This window comes from Legionella parisiensis (genome assembly GCF_001467945.1).
Taxonomy (GTDB): domain Bacteria; phylum Pseudomonadota; class Gammaproteobacteria; order Legionellales; family Legionellaceae; genus Legionella; species Legionella parisiensis.
In genome coordinates this window covers 723,385-743,299 of sequence record NZ_LNYQ01000013.1, presented here as the reverse complement: position 1 = coordinate 743,299, position 19,915 = coordinate 723,385, and the positions used below count along the sequence as shown (strand labels likewise).

Below are 19,915 nucleotides of genomic sequence, written 5' to 3'. Positions count from 1 at the left end.
TACGCGTGCTTACTCATTCACATCGATTTTGACTTCAACACCGGGGCTTATTAACTTGCTTAATTTTAATACATCCCAATTCGTCAAACGAATACACCCATGACTTGTTGAACGTCCAATTGTTTGGGGACTATCTGTGCCATGAATACCTATGCCTGATTTATTCAAACTTATCCAAATCACTCCTACTTCATTATTGGGTCCCGGGGGAATATTAAAAAAATACTTGCCTCTTTTTCCCATATTTAGCATTTTTTCGTCATATCGAAACCAGGGTAAAAAGGTAATTTTTACAATTTTCCATACACCTTTTGGTGCGGGAAGCCCGGTAGAACCTGGCGTTATGGGAAATACTGCCAAAAGATCTTCATTCTCATAAACTCTTAAAATACGTTGTTTAGTATGTATTTTTATCACACGTTTTGTGAATTCTGGTTTTGGCTTTGCAAGCGTTTTTGGTTTAATTTCTTCAATAATAAAAGGTTCAACATTAGGAACTTTTAGTATATCGCCAGCTTTTAAAGTATTTATATTTTTTCCTGGATTAATTGTTTTTAATAAATGGATGTCACTATGAAAGCGCTCTGCTACAAACTCTCCAAAACTCGCATAGGGGATAAATTTTTTTTGGGATTGCTCCCTGGGTGTTTTAGGCACTTTCCCAATAAATTTATTATCTGATTCTTTAATTTTATATTCGATATAAAGGGGATTAATTGTGCTCATAGGATATTTTAGGTTTGCCTTTTCCTCTTTAGATAATTTATCTAATAAAGAAAAAACAAAGCGAGTAAACTGTCCATCAACTCCATCTATTTTTCCAGGACTAAAATTGTTTTTATCCAGATAAATTTGTAGTTTTACGGTCTGATCTGAATAAAGAGTGTCTGCTGCCGTTTTAAACGGCAAAATAAATAAAATAGAAAACCCAAATGAAAACACCGTTGCTTTCTTCATAATAACAGTTTAGTCCATTTTTTCGACCAATCGTGAACACTTACCTAATACCCGTCTAAAAAAGGTGGCTATATTCATTTAATCTAAATCTCTGAGAATAGCCGGATAGATAAACATAGGGTAAGCAGGAGTCTCAATAGAATTGACAGTTTTACTTCGGAGAATGAAAGCCTTGATTGCACCACACGTGATCAAGGCTACGATTTAGTGAAATTGTCTGTTATAAACTTAACATGATACCTTGCTCAGGTTTAATTAACTCTATGCCAATATCATTTTCCTGGGACAATTCGTTTATAACCTGTCTTCTTGAATCTTCCTTAGAGCTCGCAAGGTCAACCAATCTGGGTTTGATGTGGGTAACAACAACCGGGAATCCTCGTAGTGAGTTTCTTAAATCCAGAGGATTAACAATCGATGCCAATTGGCGCAACTCAACCATAAATAAGCTTGGTTTTAAATGACCAAATAATTTGTCATCTGGCTGTGAATTTAAAAATGAGCATTCGAGCATGATGGCATGAAGCTGCTTATTTCTTATGAGTGGTGCGATTTCTTGCCAGATATTCTTCAGGTCTGTCGATTTTTCAATGCTATCAGCACCTGTATCACCAAAATATAAGATATATTCCGTTTTATAACGTATTAGAAAAGCGCTTGATGCCATCCCGCCATGACTCAAGGGGAAAGCTTTTACATGCAGACCCGTGTTAGGAATCTCAACCCACTGCAGTAAAGGTATCGTTTGATAATGTTGATAATTCAAGTGCGGAATTTCTCCCCTATCCCCAAAATTTCCCCAAACAGACCAATTAAAAATATTTTTCTGCAACGCCTGCATTGTTTCTTCGCGCGCCATAATTGTTTGTTGTTCTCGCAATTCGGGTTGCGCCATCACCAACCCCATAAGATGATCAAGATGTGCGTGAGAAATGAGGTAAGTCGGAATATGTTTTTGCAGCAAATCTTCAACATTATTTTTACGTACGGATTGTCTATTGACTGCAACTTCAAGCCCATGCACCAAAGTACCCCCATCAAGAACCGTATAATTTTCGCTCTCAATAGTCTTTAATAAATAAGCTGATAAATTTCCATCCTTCAAACCGCCATAGACTCCAAGAGGAATAATTTCGAAGACCGGTGCGCAATATGCATGAGGCAACAAAAAAATAAAAATTGTAGTCAATATCTGGCGCATGCGGATTTCCTTTAAATAATTTGGTAATTTTGTAAAATAATATAGTATTCAGACTTGTCTCAATCACCGTATTTATACGGTAGAAAATCAGCAGCAATAATTCTTAAAATAACTTTATAAGAGCAGCTTGATTTAATCGTGCAGGAAATGTGATTGTGATAGCCATTTAAAACTGCTTTTACCAGTATTTATTCTTGCAATCCATTTTATTTTTAATATTTTCTATGTAAGGCTCTATTGTTCGTTTTGATAGAGAAAGCAAAGCCCCTATTTCTTTTGCCGATTTACCCCTTATTAACAAGAAAACACATTCACGGTTTGTTAATTCATATTTATTTTCAGTGTTACTCAGTGTGTAATGATGAGGGCTTAAATGCAATGTATCATCATACTGTCTTAGCATTCTAAAAACTTCATTCTTATAGCAAGGACGGCAATAATAAATTAATCCCGTCGCGTTTATTGTTTGGGTCTGTTAAAGGACATTTTCAAATAAATACACTTCACAAGTTTCTGAGTCGAGATGTACTGCTGATACTGTTTCGCCTTTTAAAACACACAAATCTTGCTGCTGGAACATTTTATTCTCTTCGATAGACCAAGGCGACAGCTCCTCATCTGTTTTACCAGCAACTTCTCCTACATCAACAAAGCCTTTAAATTCGAGTAACGCTTTGTTTGCACCTAAAGAATGGCAGTTTAAATCCTTCCGACCAATATAGCCAATGAGTAGCAAAGCAAAACTCAAGACCTAACCCCATATAAAACACCTGGGACTTACCTCCCATCGACTCTCTGGCTTCCTCTAAGCGAACACGTGAGCGCTCCTCGGTTACATGCTTTATATACTTGAAAAGCGCAGATATGTCAGAGTTAGCTGAAATAATAAATTTTATCATTCGCTCAAAATGGCACTTACATCCCAATAAAGAACAATAGATAATTGAATTCGTTCAAATTTGAGACTTAATGCTTACCATATTGAAAATAATATTTTACTAATTGCCAAGTATCATGATACAACCTTAGGAGTCATTGGAATGCGGGCTCCCTCCTCCAAAAGACCCATTACTGAATTGGATTTATTATCTATAGATATTAAATACCTTTATAGGTCACCCTTATGGCAAACAACCTTAGAATAAAGTAAAGGAAATTAATAAGAGGAAAATTGGAGTTCATTTCGATTTATATTCAGATAATATTCATGAAGTGCTTGGGTTTTATGAAAAAATAGGCGCAATTACTATTGAAACCACATCTCACTACAGGATTTTTCCCCATAATGGATTATATCTTGTCACAAAAACTAATTTAACAAGGTAGTAATAAGGCGAGGATTTTTTCTTATATACAGGACAAAAAATCAGAGGAACTAATATCATGCTGAAAACAAGTCAAGTGAGTGAAGCTTTGTGTCAATCTGGTATTCGTGCGGCGAGCACAGAGTGTAAAAAAATTGGGGGGATAAATTTAGGTCAGGGCATTTGTGATTTACCTACACCTGAGGTCATCAAGCAGGCTGCTGTACGCGCGATTGAACAAGAAAAAAATGTGTATTCTGCTTGTGAAGGGATATTCAATTTGCGCCTTGCTATTGCCAATAAAATTCAAACGTTTAATAAAATCCCGGTCCATGCCGAAACAGAAATTCTGGTGACCCACGGTTCTACTGGTGCATTTATTTGTGCGACGATGTCTTTATTTGATCCAGGAGATGAAGTTATTTTGTTTGAACCATTCTATGGCTATCACAAAAATATTTTGGAGCTTTATCGAGTTAATGTTAAAGCGGTACCTATTAATTTACATGATTTTAGCATTCAAATCGATGATCTTAAAAAAGTAGTTACCCCTAAAACCCGCGCTATTATCATTTGCACGCCGTGTAATCCTTGTGGCAAGGTTTTTTCTGAGCATGAATTATTAGCGATTGGCGCAATTGCAGAACAATATAATTTAGTAGTTATCACTGATGAAATTTATGAGTATATTACTTATCCTGGTTACAAACATGTGTCGTTTGCTAGTTTAAAAAATTTTAAAGATCGCACTATCACGATTTCAGGATGTTCCAAAACCTATAATATGACGGGATGGCGTTTAGGCTATGCCAGTGGTCCAGCACATGTCATTGCAAAAATGGCTTTGGTTCAAGATTTATTGTATGTGTGTCCTGCAACACCCTTACAACATGCGGCAATCGATGCATTCAAATTAGAAGAAAATTATTATCAAACAATGTGTGAAACATATTTAGAAAAACGTGATCATACTGTTCGAGAGTTACGCGACATTGGTTTTGAAGTCACAGTTCCTCAGGGAGCTTATTATATTATGGCTGATTTTTCACGCATGGGCTTTAAAGATGATGCCACCATGACACGCATATTACTTGAGCAAGCAAAAGTTGCTGTGGTTCCTGGGCGCTCTTTTTATTTAAATCCGAATAAAGGAAAACATGTATTACGTTTTTGTTATGCGTTGAGTAAAGAAAAAGTGGCGCAAGGTTTAAAACAGATAAAGCAAGGACTAGCGCCATGTCTTACCTAAGACCTAGGTAACACTCATAGCATTTTCAGCAAACATAACAATTGTCTAGAGAAGGAAGTTGCTATGCTTGCTGAAAAGACGATTATAAGTTCTCGATGCAATATTCACTGAGTACACAACAACCTCTGACGCTATGTTTTATCTTGGAATCATCATGATCTTCATCAAAAATTGTTTGACTACCATCAGGCGGATTTGGCTCGGGGACAACAAGTCGGGTCAGAATGATCCAACCTGCATGATTAACTGCTATATTTACAAAATATAGCACGATAAACGCGCTATAGATGGGTACAATTTTTGGAGATCAAGGATGAAAACCATAGTACGAATTTCAAATATCATGTTAGCTTCCGCCTTAATTTTGACTTTGTTCGCAGAAAGTGCCAGCGCTAAGACATTTAAAAAATGCACATATATGGCACAGTATCAGAATGGCACTTATGCAGGGGTTACCAAATCAGGTATGGCTTTAAAAGCATCAGCTGCCTGTGCCGAGGCTAAAAAAAGATGTAATAAAAAACTTAGTAAATTATATAAACAAGGTAAGCTTGCACGTGGTGCTGTTTGTTATAAATACGGTGGTGAAGTGCATTAATAGCAAGAAACCTTGAGGAAAGAAGCGTAGCGAAATCACGGCTACGCTTGCTTTTATGTGAGTCATAAATGCAAAATTCAAGACGACCTCGCCCCGGTTTGCACTCCTTAACCTCTCAATTTCAAGGTTCGTGGTATGAAGTACCGCAAGCGACTGATAAAATTGAACTTTTGTTTACAACATGATAGTAAAATGTTAATTTTTAAAAATTCAAACTACCAGGTGATCCAATATGAAAATAAAAAAAATTGTCTTATCATCACTAGCTCTAGTATGTTCAGCTGCTTTTGCTGACCAGCCAAAGGTAAGCATTCAACAAGCACTTTCTGTCGCTGAGAAAGCAGGATATACCAATATTCGAGAAATTGAGCTCGAACATGGTCAATGGGAAGTTAAGGGGCGAAATGCTCAAGGTAAGAAATTTAAAATAAAAATCGATGCAACAACTGGTGCGATTTCTAAAAAAGATAACGATTAAATTACGGTGAATTCCTAATAAGTTACTCGCAGCACATCAAGGGTCAGATCTTTCCCTTTCCCTCCAGGATAAAGGAAAGACGAACCCTTCAACTTTTTTCTAATACTTGTAAATTCCTGTTAGCGCAGACTGTTCTTTTTCGATTTCTGCTGTATCAGATGATTTTGTCGCCAATAAATTTTTCGCATCGGGAGTGATCGTTCGTAAAATAATCAAATCAACCAATTCTCTGGGGATATTTGCTCGATGAGCTGCCAGTCTAAAAAAACGTTGGCTGTCGATTAAAGTATCTCGCTCATATTTTATTTCCGGTAAATCAAAGGATAAAATTTTAAGTTCATTACCTTGTCTTAAAGCAACCATACCGTAACCACCTGTCAATATATGAAGTTTCAGAAATTTTGCTACTTCACCGGTGCCTTTAATGATTTTCATTGCAAGATTATCGGTGTTAAATAAAAATAAGGTATTGTTTACATAGATTAATAAGTGTATTGAATCTGGAAAAACCTCAATGTTCGCATTACGACCATTAAAACACTCTGGTAGTTCGAGGTCGCCCCAATTCCATTGTTTCATACAAGTTCCAGCTACTGGATCCCATATTTGTAGCCCATCATGATGTGGATAATACGTAAGCAGGTATCCATTAGGAAAGACAAGATATTTTCCTCCTAAATAATAGGGTTCTCCCTCAGTATTTGGCGCTTCCGGTTGAATTTGATTTAATTCTTTAACCTCATTAATTTTTTGATTAATTTCAAGAATTACTAATTTAAATTCAAAGGGATTCGAATTATGAATATGGCAGCAATAACGATTTTGCCCCAAAGAGGTTACCTTGATTATTTCTCCCATATCAAAAAAACCAGCATTTTTCTTTGGTTGCGTTTTCAGTTCTTCGTGATGTATCGGAATAAACTTATCTTCATGCCATCTATAAATATATAAAAAATAGGGGTGGCTACGTGCGACGGAATCAATACAAAAAAAATTATGGTTATCAATAAATCCAATCAAATTTCCTCTAAAGTGCCATTCTTGAGAAGAAATTATACTTAAGTCCTCAGAAGAAATTTTTACGAGTTGTTGGTTTAATCTGACCAGGATAGATCCCTCTTGAAATATGCCTAATAAAGTAAAGTGATAAAAACAGTCATCGAAATCCTTTTCACAAATTGCTGTCTCCAGATTAGAAGCTAAAAAAAGTTTGAGTATTAATTTTTTTTGCTCATAATCATTAAAAACATATAACACTCGTTTATTGGTAAGATTATAGTATGTTGGAAAGGGAATCCATTTACCCTGAAATTCAACTTTAGTTGATAATGCGTTAGTCTCTTTTTTATAAAACATTGTTCTGCTCCGAACGCATCTATTAAACATTCAATAAATATTTGTTAGCAAATTGTATTTAAATAAATCTAATCGGAGAATAGGTGATTTTAGAAATTAATTTATTCCAAAATGAAAACTTCCTAAATGGATTGATATCTGTTAGAGGTATTATCTCATTGGCGTTTTTTGAGGTATGTCGATTAAGGCTCTCCCCTCTCCCACTTTATGTTTTCACGACAATCAGACCTAACAAGAATAATGTTAGGGAAGATTATTTCTTTTATCCATTTTTAATTCTGGAATTTCTTCTAGTTTATGAAGAATTATTTGGAAAGTGCTGTTTTGTTTATTCGCGAAAACATCCAAAACAGATACTACAACATCATTCTTTTCCTGTTCTTTTTCATCCATGCTGGCAATTACTCCCCTAATTTCGTTCAGGGTGGAGATGACACTTGAAGTTATTTTAGGATTGATTCCTCTTATTGTTTCCCTTATTTCGCAAATGATATCTGGAATTGCTCCCTTTTGATTTTTCATCAGATCACTCTCTAATAAGAGTAAGACTTTCTCTATGTTCTCTGCTCGTGTTGGCGCTGCGATAGACATAACGTTAACATAAGCTTTATCTATCTTATTATGAAGAGGCTTAGGCTTAACTCTATCTTCTAATCTCACAGAAGGCGATGTAGTTAACTCCTTTTGCCTTTGTTGAAGAGCAAATAATTGACCTCTCTCAATAGAAGGCTTTAACAACCCCCTTTGCACATAAAAGAAACGTTTTAATGCATGTTCATTTTGCTCATCGAGAATGCTGTTTATATAAGCCAGCTCTTCTTGCGCGGGCAATGCTCTAAGAAAAAGTACGACCTCTTCTTTGCCTTTTTTCATCGCAAGTTTTGAAAGTAAAGAAGAATCTACCTTATCGCTGAGTAAAATAGTGAAAATTGCCTTCCCACGCGGCATTTCTGGATTTTCATTAAAAATTTTTCTTACTGCAGCATTTTGACCACCTATTAACAAATCCATTGACATTTTATCATTAAAAATCCGTCCTAAAAATGAGCGAAATGCGGTAATAAACTCCGTTACCTCCTTTTTTCTGTAATCTACACTTAGCACATCAATTGGTGTTTCTTCTTCTAGATTTTTCCTGTCAAGTTTGCCTCCACATAAAAGCAAACAATAGAATATTGATTTTTTCCAAAAATGCCTAGAACGATTAACACTTGCAGCCAAGTGCAATGGAGTATCTCCTTTATGATTGGCAGCATCTACATGCAATCCCTTCTTTACCAAAAAATATACAATCTTAACGCTTTTATTCCATTTATTATCATTATCATTACGCGCAGCTAGATGGAGGAGAGAATCACCTCGACTGTCTTTTTGATGTAAATCAACACCAAGATTAGCCATTTTTTTTACAGCGTTGTATGCACCACTTTTAACGGCAAGTTGCATTGGAGTAAGTCCATCTTCTAAAATTGCGTTTATATTGTAATTAGGTTGAGCTATGAGAATATTTAGGATCTCTAAAGAGTCGTTTTCGAATTCAAGAGGTAATAATAGATTACCGAATAATTCAATTAACTGTTCATTTCCACTAAGCACCGCTTTTTCAAAAAGGGATTTAATTTGCTCCGGTTTTTTTAAGATAATTGAGTTTCTCTCTAAAATTAACTTGACCATTTCGGTTTGGCCTTTTTCCACGGCAAGCAGGATTATTCTTTCTTGAAAATCTGAAACTAGATTCATTAAAGATTTGAATACTTCGAAGTGTCCAAATTCGATAGCGAGCTCAAGTGAGTTTTTCCATTCTGCCTCCTTGTTCAAGAGGTATTCAACCCATTTTTGATTGCCATATTTCACCGCCAATTGTAGTGGGGATAAATTATCCTCATCATCAAAAAAGAAATCAGCGGAATAATCGCTAAAAAGGGATGTATCTTGGTTACAAATTACCCCCCAATGAAGTTGCCTGAAATTTTCTTTATTTCCTAATTGGTATCGCTCTTGAAAGAATTTAATTTGCTGATAAAAGAGGTCTGCTTGATTTTGCAATCCATTACGTACTAACCAATAAGCTAAGGAAAAACCCTTGGCATCGGTCTCAATGATTTCTGCAGGGGTAAGCGTGGTAATTAGCTCAGAAACAGCGCTGCCGTTACCCTCCTTAGCTAAGGAAAATAATAGACGCATTTTGGGACTGAGTTGCTGATAATCATTCTTTTCATTTTGTTCAATTTGTAATAATGAATCTATGGGTTGCCATTCTATGTGTTGCTCATGAATAACCGCACGAAAAGCTTTTGGAGTGTCCTCTTCTTTCTCATTATGATGAATGCGGAATAATTCACCCTCTTTTAGAAGAAATCGAAAGGATTCTTTTGTTTCCGAACCTTCAACCACCCAGTCATGTTTCGAGCTAGTCTCCCATATATTTTCTGAAGACTTTGTTGTTTCCGCTACAATATGATTGCCTTGTTGGCGAAATCGAACCCAGCCTGAATCAGTGAAATAAGGACCAATAACCATAAAATGGCCATATTATTTATCTATTTGATTATATTTTAGCACCTTTTTCGCAAAACATTTATTCTCACTTTGGAGTCCTTTATTTTCAACTTTGAAAAAACCTTAAATTTTTACTGGAGAAATAATTTCTTTATCTGAGCCTAAACTCAATAAATGGTGATTGCCATCAATAAAAATCCGCTTACAAAGTCGACTGTTACTTTGTTTAAGGTATTCGCATGATTGCTAACCTTTATCTAATATATAAAAGTTCATTTCATCAGCTCTATGAGTTATTTCTCCCCGCCTTAAGTTTCTACAGATGAAGGTCACTCAGGATCCAGCTATTAATAAATTAACCAGGAATAATCCATATAATATATTTTGTATTTCTAATGATAGTGTCCCGAAGATTTTCCTCGAAATAGATGATACGAATAAAGGGTATAAGCAAGGAGTATAGGAAGCATGATGACTACACCAACTAGAATAAACTTAAGCGTTGAATCAGGGGCTGCAGCTTCCCAAAGAGTCACCTGATGCGGAATTAAATAAGGATAAACACTAATCGCAATTCCTATATAAGCACACAAAAATGCAACAATACTATAAAAGAATGGTTTGTATTCACTTGTTGCATTTAAATTTTGCCAAACTTTATAAATAGCAACTGCCGCAAGCAGTGGTAGGGGACTTAATAAAAACACGTTAGGAACACTATACCAACGATGAAAGATTTCATTACTGTGTAAAGGAGTCCAGATACTCACAAAAATCAAAAATAAACTGACCAATACTAACAATCCTCGCGCATAATGCGTCATTTGACGCTGGAGCCTTCCTGTACTTTTAATAATCACCCAAGTTGCTCCTAAAAGAGCATACCCGCAAACCAAAGCAATCCCTGTACACAGACTAAAAGGAGTTAACCAGTTGGGATTATTGATAGTCATTGACGATTCATTGATAGAAAAACCTTGGACAAAAGCACCAAGAATAACCCCTTGAAAGAACGTAGCAGCAACCGAGCTGATTGAAAAACTCCAATTCCAGATGGCTTTTGATTTTTTTGCCTTGAAGCGAAACTCAAAACTCACGCCGCGAAATATTAAAGCAATCAACATAAGCATGATGGGCATGTAAAGAATGGGTAAAAGCAAGCCATATACTTTTGGGAATGCACCGTAAAGCATCGCTCCGCCAAAAACGAGCCATGTCTCATTACCATCCCAAACAGGGGCAATCGAATTCATCATGGTATCACGGTCTTTCTCATTGGAAGTAAAAGGAAAGAGAATACCAATGCCTAAATCAAAACCGTCGAGGATGACATACATTAGAATAATAAACCCAAGAAGTACGGCAAAAATAAGTGGTAACATTATTTTTTCTCCTCAGGAATGTCGGTCATGTACTGAAATGCATGATGCTCTATTGCATCTTCTGTTAATGTCTCTGGCCCATGGGCGATAAGCTTGAGTAAATAATAGAGATAAAACCCAAAAACAATCCCATAAGCAAGAATAAGTAACGCAAAGGAAATCAACACCTCTTCATAACCTATTGAAGACACTGAATCCTTTGTCTTTAACAGGTTATAGACCACCCAGGGTTGTCTGCCAATTTCAGCAGTTAACCATCCTGCAATACTCGCAATAAATCCTAATGGCGCCATTGCAAGGCACCAACGATGAAACCAGCGACGTCTAAAAAGCGCACCTTTTAAATGCAGGAAAACCCCTACTATGGCAGTAAATAACATTAAAATTCCAATGCCTACCATAATGCGGAATGAAAAAAATACAGGGAGCATACGTGGCTGCTCAGCAGCAGGAACTGAACTTAAGCCTATAAGCTCTCCATCCCACTCATGCGTATTAATGAGGCTTGCAAGTTTGGGTACTGAAATTTCATAAAGGTTTTTTTGCTTCTCTTGCGATGGGATAGCAAATAGCACAAGGGGAGCCCCTTTTTGTGTCTGCCAAACTCCTTCCATTGCCGCTGTTTTTAAAGGCTGGTAATGATGCACATTAAGCCCTACGACATCCCCAATACCAATTTGCAAGGGAACTAAAATTAATGCCGCCCATAGGCCAAAAGCCAAGCATTTTCTGGCAATCTCATTAAAATTTCCCTTTAATAAATAATATCCTGCAACAGCCATAATCACAAAAGAAGTTGTCACATAAGAGGCTAACAGCATGTGAATAAAACGCGGAATAAAGCTAGGATTAAATACAACGTCCGACCAACTGTTGACAATGTATTTTCCATCTATCAACTGATAACCACTCGGAGTTTGCATCCACGAATTCGCTGACATAATCCAAAATGCAGAGATTGCAGTACCAACAGTCACCAAGAAAGTGGCAATAAAATGAAGCGTCGGTGGAACTCTTTTCCAACCAAAGAGCATCACTCCTAAAAAACCAGCCTCTAGAAAAAAAGCAGTCAAGGTTTCGTAAGCAAATAAAGCACCTAAAACGTTTCCAAACTGCGTGATGAATGGTCCAAAATTAGTGCCAATTTGATAAGCTAAAACGATTCCAGACACGACTCCCATGCCAAAAGTCAAAGCGAAGATTTTAGTCCAAAGCTTGCAGATCTCGAGATAAATCGGATTTTTTGTTTTCAGCCAAGTTGCTTCCATAATCACAAGAAATACAGCAAGACCGAGATTTAATGTGGGAAACAAAATATGAAAACCAATACTAAAACCAAATTGAATACGAGACAGAATTTCTACAAGCATAAAGACCCCAGCTGTGATGAATCCATTATCAATTGTAACATATTAGCTCTTAATACTCTCTGTGAATACTAATAGTTATAAGTTATTTTAACTAAGAAAAGCCAAATATTTTTTTATTGACTGAACTCTGGTTGACTAGTCTAATTTTTTTCTTTTTCATCTCCTTTCAGAAGTGTCCAAAAAGAAAGTAAATTATACTTTAAGCTTAGGACGAAGTGAACTTAAGCCACCATCCACTGCAAGCACTTGTCCCGTTATCCAACTGTTCTCAGGATTAAGAAAAAATAGAATTGCCTGTGCTATATCCACTGGCTCACCAATTCGCCCCAAAGCATGCATAGCAGTAGATGCTTTAGCAACCAATTCATTCTTAAGTAATGAATCCGTTAAAGGCGTTTTAACCATCCCAGGAGCTACTACATTGATACGCAAATTGGAGGATGCATAAGTCGATGCTGCTGATTGTGCTAAGCCAATAACTCCTGCCTTGGCTGCAGCAATCGCTTCGTGATTAGCCAATCCGGTTAACGCTGCTGCCGAGGCGATAAGTACCAAGGAACCACCATGGGTCATTCTCTTTCCTGCAGCACGCACAATCGCAAACGACGTGGTCAAGGAGGAATTGATTGTCTTTTGAAACTCCTCAAAATTTGTCGCATGAGCACTCTTAAGTAATAAAGAGCCCGCGCAATTAACCACTCCATCAAGAGGGCCTGCTTGCTCAAATACCTTATCAACGGCGTTAAAGTCAGATGCATCAAGTACAAAGTCTGGTATAATTTTGTCCTTGTTTTGCGCGGTAGTCACAACCTCTTCACCCCTCTTTTTTAAAAGTTCAACCACTGACTGACCAATCGCACTGCTTGCTGCAATAATTAAATATCGAGCCATAAATTTTGCCTTAGCGGTAAAAAAATCTTACTATGAAGGAGAATATTCCTGACTTCAAGTAGTAGTAAGGAATTAGTAGCCTCTGTTCTCTAATGAATTAAATGCTCAAATAATATCTAAATGTCCATTATGAATTTATATGCAAAATTGCAACTATAATGATACTAATGTGGTTTCATGAGGAATCGAATCATGGAAAATTCAAAACGAGAGAATTTGATCAATAAAGTTAAGAGTGATTCTAAAGTAATTGCTTTGATTTACTCACCTGTTAAACTTCATGAATACATTGTTGAAATTATCGCTAAAGATTCTGATACCTTTATTCATAAAGGAAAAGAACTATGGCATTTCAACTCTATTGACGAGGCGATATCTCGCGCAGCAGAATATGGAGCAGAAGAATTTTTTCTGTGTGCTGATAATACTTATGATGAATGTGGTTCTGAGGGTGGGCCACAAGCTTTTGATTACATGCCTCTTTATTCAAAGGATAAAAACACCAAAAATAATTAGTGAGCAAGTAGACAGTTTGGATTGGTGAAAAGTTAAGGATTAATTTGATGAAGTCTTTAGGATGTTTGATACAAAGTTGGATTGTCAGTAAAAATGATTACAACCCTGATGAACCATTAAGCAATAAAATTGATTGGATTCGAGCGATTCCTTTCCTTATGATTAATCTGAGCTGTTTGCTCGTTTTTTATGTACATTTCAGTTGGATTGCTTTGAGTGCTGCCGTGATTCTATATTTTTTTCGGTTGTTTACCATTGGTGCTTTTTATCATCGATATTTCTCTCATAAGGCATTTAAAACCAATCGCTTTTGGCAATTCATTTTTGCTGCTCTTGCAGGAACGTCAGCCCAACGAGGACCGCTTTGGTGGGCAGCACATCACCGGCAGCATCATATGGTGTCTGATATGCCGGAAGATGCACATTCACCAGTACAGCACGGGTTTTGGTGGAGTCATGTGGGTTGGTTTCTTACAAAAAAGCATTACCATTACAATCCTGAGCGAGTTAGGGATTTGGAGCAATATCCGGAACTCGTTTTTCTTGAACGCTATGACATTCTAATGCCAGCATTATTATTTATTATTCTTTTCATGCTCGGTTGGATATTCCAGACTTATAAACCGCAATGGAACACTGGTATCGGTGAAATGTTGGTCTGGGGCTTTAGCGTTTCCCTGGTGGCAGTATTTAATACAACAGTTATTATCAATTCTTTATGCCACGTGTATGGTTCAAAACGTTATGCAACATCGGATAACAGTAAAAATAATATGTTTTTTGCCCTAATTACACTTGGAGAAGGTTGGCATAATAACCACCATCATTATCCCGCATCAGCACGTCAGGGTTTCCGATGGTGGGAAATTGACATTACTTATTACCTAATCAAACTTTTAGAACTTATGGGTATTGTTTGGGATGTTAAACCAGTGCCTAAATCTGTATTAGAACAGAACTTGACCCCAAAATAGTTGCTGAAATTTATGGAGAACGATGATGAAACTTACAGGGCTTTTTTTCTTAACAATGATTTGTGTTTTTGTATTGGATATGATTTGGTTAGGCTTCCTTGCCAAAAGTATTTATGCAGAAAACATCGGAATGCTGCTACGTAAATCGGGTGAAGGTATGGCGCCTATTTGGTGGGCCGCAGGAGTAGTATATGTGTGCATCACTCTAGGTATTATTTATTTTGTTCTTCCCAACGCTCAAGGCAATTATATGCTGGCATTATCCGGAGGAGTAATGCTTGGTCTTGTGACCTATGGGATTTATGATTTTACTAATTATTCAATCCTTGCAAACTGGCCTTTGAGGATAACCCTAATCGATTTTATTTGGGGAATGGTCTTATGTGGACTAAGTAGTTTATTTGCTGCCTTCATTCAGAGCCGCTTTTTTTCTTGAACCAGGGAAAAAACATTGAAGTTTGCTTTTGGTAATCAATGTATTTTTGTCCTCTTGATTGAATGGAACCTCGTTCTGTCAAGGGACCTGTCATACGGGTAAAAATAACATAAAGCATTAAAGGGGATAGTAAACATAGGTAACCTAGGTTCGACTGTATCGCAAATAAAGCAAAACCTATCCAGCTTAACCAATCAAAAAAATAATTAGGGTGGCGTGAATAATTCCATAAACCTTTGTTACATACCTCCCCTTTATGTTGCGTTTTAAAACGTTGCAGTTGGAAATCTGCTACAGTCTCTCCCGTGATTCCTACTACAATAATGCTCAATGCAAGGATATCTATCATGGTAATATCAGTCAGCCCTGATTTGCTAATCAGAAAAAATACACTTGAAATAATTAGGATGAGCAGCCCCTGGAGTTGAAAGTTGATAAAAAAACCAAGAGAGTGGCTTATTTTCCAATTGGTACTGAGTTCGATATAACGCTTATCAACATGCCCTTTTCTTATTCGTGTGTACCATAGATAGAATGCAAGGCGTAAAGCCCATAGAATGAGAAGAATGCCAATAACCAGGGTACGACAACTGAAAGGAGTAAAACTTAAATAAATTAACCCTGAAACCATTAATCCTAATGACCAAGACACATCAACAACGGAAGGATTTTTTAGAACACGATATAATCCCCACATAAAGCTCATTTGTAAGAAAAGATAAATCACTACAATTCCTATAGAATACATTATTTATCATCCCTTATCTTTTGATAACAGTACACGCAAAATGGTAAAACCACAGCCCAAACTATCCCAATAAAAAGAGAGGTTGTATTACTACCATAAGGAAAAAATGCGGCGCCCAAGTGTTCTCCAATACGAAATGCCAAGGTAAAACCTACGAATGACAAGAGTCCAAGCAAAAATAAATGATCAAATAGGTTGCTCAGGGTGGCATATAAAACAACTGTAAAGCTTATCCATATCGTTATCATCCAAGGAGAAGTAAAATAGGGGGAAAAAGGGTTTGCTGCATAAATGACAATTCCCTTATAAACTAGAATACTATCAATTAGAGTACTGATAGAGACAATTACCGCTAATAAAAGCGATAACCCTTGTAGTGTCCTTCCGGTTTGATGTTGCCAGTACAATTGCAACACAACACAAGCAACTGCGATAAGAGAGCTTATCCATGCATATCCCCGAGCAGCAAGAGTGATGCAAGCAAACCACGCAACATAATAAGCAGTTGTATGAATTAAGTAATGTAATGTATTCATCGTCTTTTTCGCCATAGAGCATGAATATCGCTAATGTAATGGGTCTTAAAACCGGCGGCACAATAACAAAAATAGAATTCCCAAGTGCGAATAAAAGATTCAGTAAATCCCTGTGCAAGAATTTTCTGTTTGTTCGCTAATAACTTTTTATGCCAATCATTCAAAGTAGCGACATAATGTTGGCCTATGTCTTCAAATGACTGTAATTGCAGAGTGGTTTGGCTGGCAATCGATTTATTGATTGAGAAAACCGAAGGCAGACATCCTCCTGGGAATATATACTTTTTGATGAAATCCACTTCATCTTTTGCTGCCTCATAAGCTTCGTCATTAATGACAATTGCCTGTAAGAAAAATAAACCTTCAGGTTTGAGAAGTTGATTGCACTGATGAAAAAAAGCATCAAAATACTTATGTCCAACAGCCTCAATCATCTCGATTGAAACTACCTTATCATATTGCCCGGAAAGCTTTCTGTAGTCTTCTTTTAATAATTCGATCTGATGACTTAAGTCCAATTGATTGATTTTTTCTTTGACATAAAGATATTGTTTTTCTGAAATCGTCGTTGTGGTGATTTTACATCCATATTCTTGCGCGGCAAAACATGCAAATCCACCCCATCCTGTACCTATCTCCAAAATATGATCAGTCGATTTTAGTTGCAATGCAGTACAAATGGCCTGAATTTTTTTCTGAGAAGCTTCCTCTAAAGAAATATCCGAAGGTTTATAAAGAGCACATGAATACATCATTGAAGGATCAAGAATTAATTTAAAAAAATCATTTCCTAAATCATAATGAGCCAGAATATTCTCTTTAGCACGACGAATGGAGTTAATTTTTAATTTATAGTCTATTGTTCTAATAAGACTAAACAAGCGGGAGATGGGGCTTTCAATATTATTGAAGAGGAAGTCATTTTTAATAATAAGCTCAATTAATTTTTTCAGGTCATCTGTATCCCAATCTCCATTAATGTAGCTTGCTCCTGCACCAATAGAGCCGCCCATGAGGATCGATTTATAGGCTTTGGGGTTGTTTATGTTAATGGTAGCAATTGAATCATTTTTATCTTTTTCATTGCCAAATACAAAGCTCCCATTCACATCATTGACTTTAATGGATCCGTAGGTGATGCCATTTAATAACTTGAAAAATAATTTTTTCGAAAGTCCTGTGCTCAGGGTAGATAAATGATTATTTTGGCCCATTCGATGTCCTTTTATTGGAGCTTGGATGTGCATGAAATGGAACACCCTTAATCCATAATTTGAGTGCTTGCCAATAAATTGCACATGCCACCTTATATGTGATTAGTGGGTAGTTCCGGAATACTTTATTTGTTGATGAGTTATCTTGGGCCTTTAAAGTTAATGTCGCATCAAAATCTTTTTGTCCCTCTCTATAGTTTTCCATATGAACAACTATTTTTTGTTCATTTAATTTTAAGTTCAGTTTATAAGTATAATTCATAGACATGAAGGGTGATACATGCAATTCCTTTTCAAATTGATAACTATAAATTTCATTTTTAGGTTTGGCAGAATACTTGAGAACATAATTATGCCGCTCTCCCCAGGGGGTATTAGTCACCTCCAATATTAAATATTCTAAATTTTGTTCGTGTTTATCAAAAATGAAATAAATACTAATGGGGTTAAAGCAATATCCTAAACAACTCAGTTGGGTTAATAAATAGATTTTTCCCTTGGGATAAATTCCGCACCGATTCATAACCAATTGACGAGCATATTCATCCAGTGGAATAGTCACCTCATTAAGATAATTTTTTCGTCTAAATGAAAACCAATTAAATTTCTCTATAGAAACGTGTTTGATGTCTTTGAAGGTGGTATTTATGTTAGCCAGATCAAAACAGAACATAAATAACTTATATGAAAACTGATGCCGTTTTGAAAAAAAGCGACGATGTCGTACATGACCTGTAAAAATGATATGATTCATCATCTAGGCTCCCAGCAGGTTACAGGCATTGAACGCACTATTGACCCCATCTTCATGAAAGCCATACCCTAAATAACTTCCAACATAGTATGTATTATTCATACCATTAATCAAATTAATTTGCTTTTGAGCTTTTAACGCAGGCACATTCAAACAGGGATGCGCATATTTAAATGTTTGGATGATTTGATTTTCTGCAATTTCATGTGCAAGATTAACCGATACAAAAAAATCATGGCTGGAATGAATTGATTGCAATCGATTCATGTAGTAGGTGAGTGTTGGTGCGGTCTCTTGGTTATCGAGGTAATTCCAACTCGCCCAAGCTCGTTTATTTTTTGGCATTACCTTTCTGTCTTTATGAAGCACTACCTCATTCTCAGTATATTTTATTGCCGATAAAATGTTGATTTCTTCAGGAGTAGGTTCTTGAAGCATCTTCAATGCTTGATCGCTATGAGTAGCGCATACGACCGCATCAAAGATGTGCTCTTCAGAATTCACAATTATCTTAATCTTATTAGGTTCTCGTATTATTTGTTCTACTTTAGAACTTAAGTAAACTTGATCTTTGAGCCTCTCAATCATTGGTGTAATGTAATTTTTTGAGCCGTGTTTAATGACATACCACATAGGTCGACTGAACAAATCAAGAAGTCCGTGGTTGTTATAAAATTGTAAAATAAAGGAAGCAGAACAATTTAGGGTATCTTTTTTATTTTTAGACCAAATAGCAGCCATCATTGGAATAAGATAACACTCTCTAAATTGCTCCGAGTACTTGTTTTCCTTAATGAATTGATTAATGGTTATTTCGAGATCATTTGTCCGAGCCAAGAATTTTTTTGCGTCAGAATTAAATGAAATAATGTCTTTGATTAGGCGATAAAAGTTTAATTTAAGGAGGTTTCGGCGGTCTGAAAAAAGGGTATTTAAATTATGGCCACTGTACTCAAACCCTCGAGAATCGGAGCGATAACTAAAACTCATTTCACTGGGTTGAATTGGTACATTTAACTCTTCAAGCAACTTACAAAAGTTTGGATATGTCCTTTTATTAAAAACGATGAAGCCGGTATCAATTGCGTATAAATTTCCTTCAATCTCCAAAGTTATTGTATGTGTATGACCACCCAGATAGTCATTTGCTTCAAATAAGGAAACATCATGGTTTTTGCTTAAAAGATAGGAGCTCGTTAAACCAGAAATCCCTGAACCAATTACTGCAATCCTTTTTTTCAAAAATAATTCCTTTTTATCCGTTAATTATTAATTTATTTAAAGGCAGACACATTATAATGTTTATATTCTCCCGGAAATTATTTGCTAATAAGCATTCCGGGTCTATTTTTGAAGCAGAGCGGAATCAGCTGCTCGATAGCAGTCACTATGAAATAATGGAGCCATTTTCAAGAAGTATTCTATCTCTGCATGCAATTATGCTCAATAAGA

Annotated in this window: 20 protein-coding genes; 6 read left to right on the top strand and 14 right to left on the bottom strand. The window is 36.3% G+C overall.

The features are described 5' to 3' along the window. Positions 1-9: 9 nt before the first annotated feature. From Lpar_RS09415 to Lpar_RS19335, 4 genes are all read right to left on the bottom strand, one after another. On the bottom strand, positions 10-957 hold the full coding sequence (locus tag Lpar_RS09415) for a L,D-transpeptidase (RefSeq protein WP_058517706.1): 948 nt from the start codon (positions 955-957) through the stop codon (positions 10-12). A 220-nt stretch (positions 958-1,177) separates the two neighbouring features. After that, positions 1,178-2,158: an MBL fold metallo-hydrolase gene (locus Lpar_RS09410; protein WP_058517705.1), complete on the bottom strand. Its 981-nt coding sequence runs from the start codon at positions 2,156-2,158 to the stop codon at positions 1,178-1,180. A gap of 178 nt (positions 2,159-2,336) precedes the next feature. After that, complete coding sequence (locus Lpar_RS19340; protein WP_237759381.1) at positions 2,337-2,561, bottom strand: helix-turn-helix transcriptional regulator; 225 nt, start codon at positions 2,559-2,561, stop codon at positions 2,337-2,339. A 72-nt stretch (positions 2,562-2,633) separates the two neighbouring features. Continuing rightward, positions 2,634-2,906 (bottom strand): hypothetical protein, encoded by a 273-nt coding sequence (locus Lpar_RS19335; protein WP_237759380.1) that lies wholly within the window; start codon positions 2,904-2,906, stop codon positions 2,634-2,636. A 635-nt stretch (positions 2,907-3,541) separates the two neighbouring features. Here Lpar_RS19335 and Lpar_RS09400 point away from each other — a divergent pair. The 3 genes from Lpar_RS09400 to Lpar_RS09390 all read left to right on the top strand — a co-directional run bounded on the left by Lpar_RS09400 (position 3,542) and on the right by Lpar_RS09390 (position 5,787). Beyond that, a complete protein-coding gene (locus Lpar_RS09400) occupies positions 3,542-4,711 on the top strand; it encodes a pyridoxal phosphate-dependent aminotransferase (RefSeq protein ID WP_058517704.1) in 1,170 nt (389 codons plus the stop codon). Positions 4,712-5,024: 313 nt separating this feature from the next. Further along, positions 5,025-5,309 (top strand): hypothetical protein, encoded by a 285-nt coding sequence (locus Lpar_RS09395; RefSeq protein WP_058517703.1) that lies wholly within the window; start codon positions 5,025-5,027, stop codon positions 5,307-5,309. Between the two features lie 232 nt (positions 5,310-5,541). Further along, entirely contained in the window at positions 5,542-5,787 is a 246-nt protein-coding gene (locus tag Lpar_RS09390; RefSeq protein ID WP_058517702.1) for a PepSY domain-containing protein, read from the top strand. Positions 5,788-5,886: 99 nt separating this feature from the next. On the opposite strand, the gene Lpar_RS09385 is transcribed toward Lpar_RS09390, so the two are convergent. The 5 genes from Lpar_RS09385 to Lpar_RS09365 all read right to left on the bottom strand — a co-directional run bounded on the left by Lpar_RS09385 (position 5,887) and on the right by Lpar_RS09365 (position 13,285). After that, entirely contained in the window at positions 5,887-7,143 is a 1,257-nt protein-coding gene (locus tag Lpar_RS09385) for a hypothetical protein (protein WP_058517701.1), read from the bottom strand. Positions 7,144-7,386: 243 nt separating this feature from the next. After that, positions 7,387-9,189, bottom strand: a complete 1,803-nt coding sequence (locus Lpar_RS09380; protein WP_133133967.1) for an ankyrin repeat domain-containing protein — start codon at positions 9,187-9,189, stop codon at positions 7,387-7,389. Between the two features lie 845 nt (positions 9,190-10,034). Next, the gene (gene cydB, locus Lpar_RS09375) at positions 10,035-11,024 is read right to left on the bottom strand and encodes a cytochrome d ubiquinol oxidase subunit II (protein WP_058517699.1); all 990 of its coding nucleotides are present in this window, start codon (positions 11,022-11,024) and stop codon (positions 10,035-10,037) included. Next, positions 11,024-12,394: a cytochrome ubiquinol oxidase subunit I gene (locus tag Lpar_RS09370; protein WP_058517698.1), complete on the bottom strand. Its 1,371-nt coding sequence runs from the start codon at positions 12,392-12,394 to the stop codon at positions 11,024-11,026. The genes cydB and Lpar_RS09370 overlap by 1 nt, the downstream gene beginning before the upstream one ends. A 192-nt stretch (positions 12,395-12,586) precedes the next feature. Further along, positions 12,587-13,285: an SDR family NAD(P)-dependent oxidoreductase gene (locus Lpar_RS09365; RefSeq protein WP_058517697.1), complete on the bottom strand. Its 699-nt coding sequence runs from the start codon at positions 13,283-13,285 to the stop codon at positions 12,587-12,589. A 192-nt stretch (positions 13,286-13,477) separates the two neighbouring features. On the opposite strand from Lpar_RS09365, the gene Lpar_RS09360 reads away from it, so the two are divergent. From Lpar_RS09360 to Lpar_RS09350, 3 genes are read left to right on the top strand one after another with little or no spacing between them, the layout of a single operon-like run. Then, positions 13,478-13,801: a hypothetical protein gene (locus Lpar_RS09360; protein ID WP_058517696.1), complete on the top strand. Its 324-nt coding sequence runs from the start codon at positions 13,478-13,480 to the stop codon at positions 13,799-13,801. Between the two features lie 47 nt (positions 13,802-13,848). Further along, on the top strand, positions 13,849-14,775 hold the full coding sequence (locus Lpar_RS09355) for an acyl-CoA desaturase (RefSeq protein ID WP_058517695.1): 927 nt from the start codon (positions 13,849-13,851) through the stop codon (positions 14,773-14,775). 22 nt (positions 14,776-14,797) lie between these two features. Then, entirely contained in the window at positions 14,798-15,211 is a 414-nt protein-coding gene (locus Lpar_RS09350; RefSeq protein WP_237759379.1) for a DUF2177 family protein, read from the top strand. Here Lpar_RS09350 and Lpar_RS09345 read toward each other — a convergent pair. The 5 genes from Lpar_RS09345 to Lpar_RS09325 are packed head-to-tail and all read right to left on the bottom strand — an operon-like array spanning position 15,186 to position 19,705. Next, on the bottom strand, positions 15,186-15,959 hold the full coding sequence (locus tag Lpar_RS09345) for a DUF1295 domain-containing protein (protein ID WP_058517693.1): 774 nt from the start codon (positions 15,957-15,959) through the stop codon (positions 15,186-15,188). The two genes, Lpar_RS09350 and Lpar_RS09345, sit on opposite strands and share 26 nt — an antisense overlap. Continuing rightward, positions 15,959-16,495 (bottom strand): DUF2878 domain-containing protein, encoded by a 537-nt coding sequence (locus Lpar_RS09340; protein ID WP_058517692.1) that lies wholly within the window; start codon positions 16,493-16,495, stop codon positions 15,959-15,961. Before Lpar_RS09340 ends, Lpar_RS09345 begins: the two co-directional genes overlap by 1 nt. Next, positions 16,492-17,709: an SAM-dependent methyltransferase gene (locus tag Lpar_RS09335; protein ID WP_058517691.1), complete on the bottom strand. Its 1,218-nt coding sequence runs from the start codon at positions 17,707-17,709 to the stop codon at positions 16,492-16,494. Before Lpar_RS09335 ends, Lpar_RS09340 begins: the two co-directional genes overlap by 4 nt. Then, complete coding sequence (locus tag Lpar_RS09330) at positions 17,696-18,466, bottom strand: DUF1365 domain-containing protein (RefSeq protein WP_058517690.1); 771 nt, start codon at positions 18,464-18,466, stop codon at positions 17,696-17,698. The genes Lpar_RS09335 and Lpar_RS09330 overlap by 14 nt, the downstream gene beginning before the upstream one ends. Continuing rightward, positions 18,467-19,705, bottom strand: coding sequence for an NAD(P)/FAD-dependent oxidoreductase (locus Lpar_RS09325; RefSeq protein WP_058517689.1), 1,239 nt, complete (start codon positions 19,703-19,705; stop codon positions 18,467-18,469). Positions 19,706-19,915: the final 210 nt, after the last annotated feature.

What these genes read in the sequence shown, in the direction of transcription:
- Lpar_RS09415 (WP_058517706.1), bottom strand. Translation starts at nt 957, where the DNA reads ATGAAGAAAGCAACGGTGTTTTCATTTGGGTTTTCTATTTTATTTATT.
- Lpar_RS09410 (WP_058517705.1), bottom strand. Translation starts at nt 2,158, where the DNA reads ATGCGCCAGATATTGACTACAATTTTTATTTTTTTGTTGCCTCATGCA.
- Lpar_RS19340 (WP_237759381.1), bottom strand. Translation starts at nt 2,561, where the DNA reads ATGCTAAGACAGTATGATGATACATTGCATTTAAGCCCTCATCATTAC.
- Lpar_RS09400 (WP_058517704.1), top strand. Translation starts at nt 3,542, where the DNA reads ATGCTGAAAACAAGTCAAGTGAGTGAAGCTTTGTGTCAATCTGGTATT.
- Lpar_RS09395 (WP_058517703.1), top strand. Translation starts at nt 5,025, where the DNA reads ATGAAAACCATAGTACGAATTTCAAATATCATGTTAGCTTCCGCCTTA.
- Lpar_RS09390 (WP_058517702.1), top strand. Translation starts at nt 5,542, where the DNA reads ATGAAAATAAAAAAAATTGTCTTATCATCACTAGCTCTAGTATGTTCA.
- Lpar_RS09385 (WP_058517701.1), bottom strand. Translation starts at nt 7,143, where the DNA reads ATGTTTTATAAAAAAGAGACTAACGCATTATCAACTAAAGTTGAATTT.
- cydB (WP_058517699.1), bottom strand. Translation starts at nt 11,024, where the DNA reads ATGTTACCACTTATTTTTGCCGTACTTCTTGGGTTTATTATTCTAATG.
- Lpar_RS09370 (WP_058517698.1), bottom strand. Translation starts at nt 12,394, where the DNA reads ATGCTTGTAGAAATTCTGTCTCGTATTCAATTTGGTTTTAGTATTGGT.
- Lpar_RS09365 (WP_058517697.1), bottom strand. Translation starts at nt 13,285, where the DNA reads ATGGCTCGATATTTAATTATTGCAGCAAGCAGTGCGATTGGTCAGTCA.
- Lpar_RS09360 (WP_058517696.1), top strand. Translation starts at nt 13,478, where the DNA reads ATGGAAAATTCAAAACGAGAGAATTTGATCAATAAAGTTAAGAGTGAT.
- Lpar_RS09355 (WP_058517695.1), top strand. Translation starts at nt 13,849, where the DNA reads ATGAAGTCTTTAGGATGTTTGATACAAAGTTGGATTGTCAGTAAAAAT.
- Lpar_RS09350 (WP_237759379.1), top strand. Translation starts at nt 14,798, where the DNA reads ATGATGAAACTTACAGGGCTTTTTTTCTTAACAATGATTTGTGTTTTT.
- Lpar_RS09345 (WP_058517693.1), bottom strand. Translation starts at nt 15,959, where the DNA reads ATGTATTCTATAGGAATTGTAGTGATTTATCTTTTCTTACAAATGAGC.
- Lpar_RS09340 (WP_058517692.1), bottom strand. Translation starts at nt 16,495, where the DNA reads ATGAATACATTACATTACTTAATTCATACAACTGCTTATTATGTTGCG.
- Lpar_RS09335 (WP_058517691.1), bottom strand. Translation starts at nt 17,709, where the DNA reads ATGGGCCAAAATAATCATTTATCTACCCTGAGCACAGGACTTTCGAAA.
- Lpar_RS09330 (WP_058517690.1), bottom strand. Translation starts at nt 18,466, where the DNA reads ATGATGAATCATATCATTTTTACAGGTCATGTACGACATCGTCGCTTT.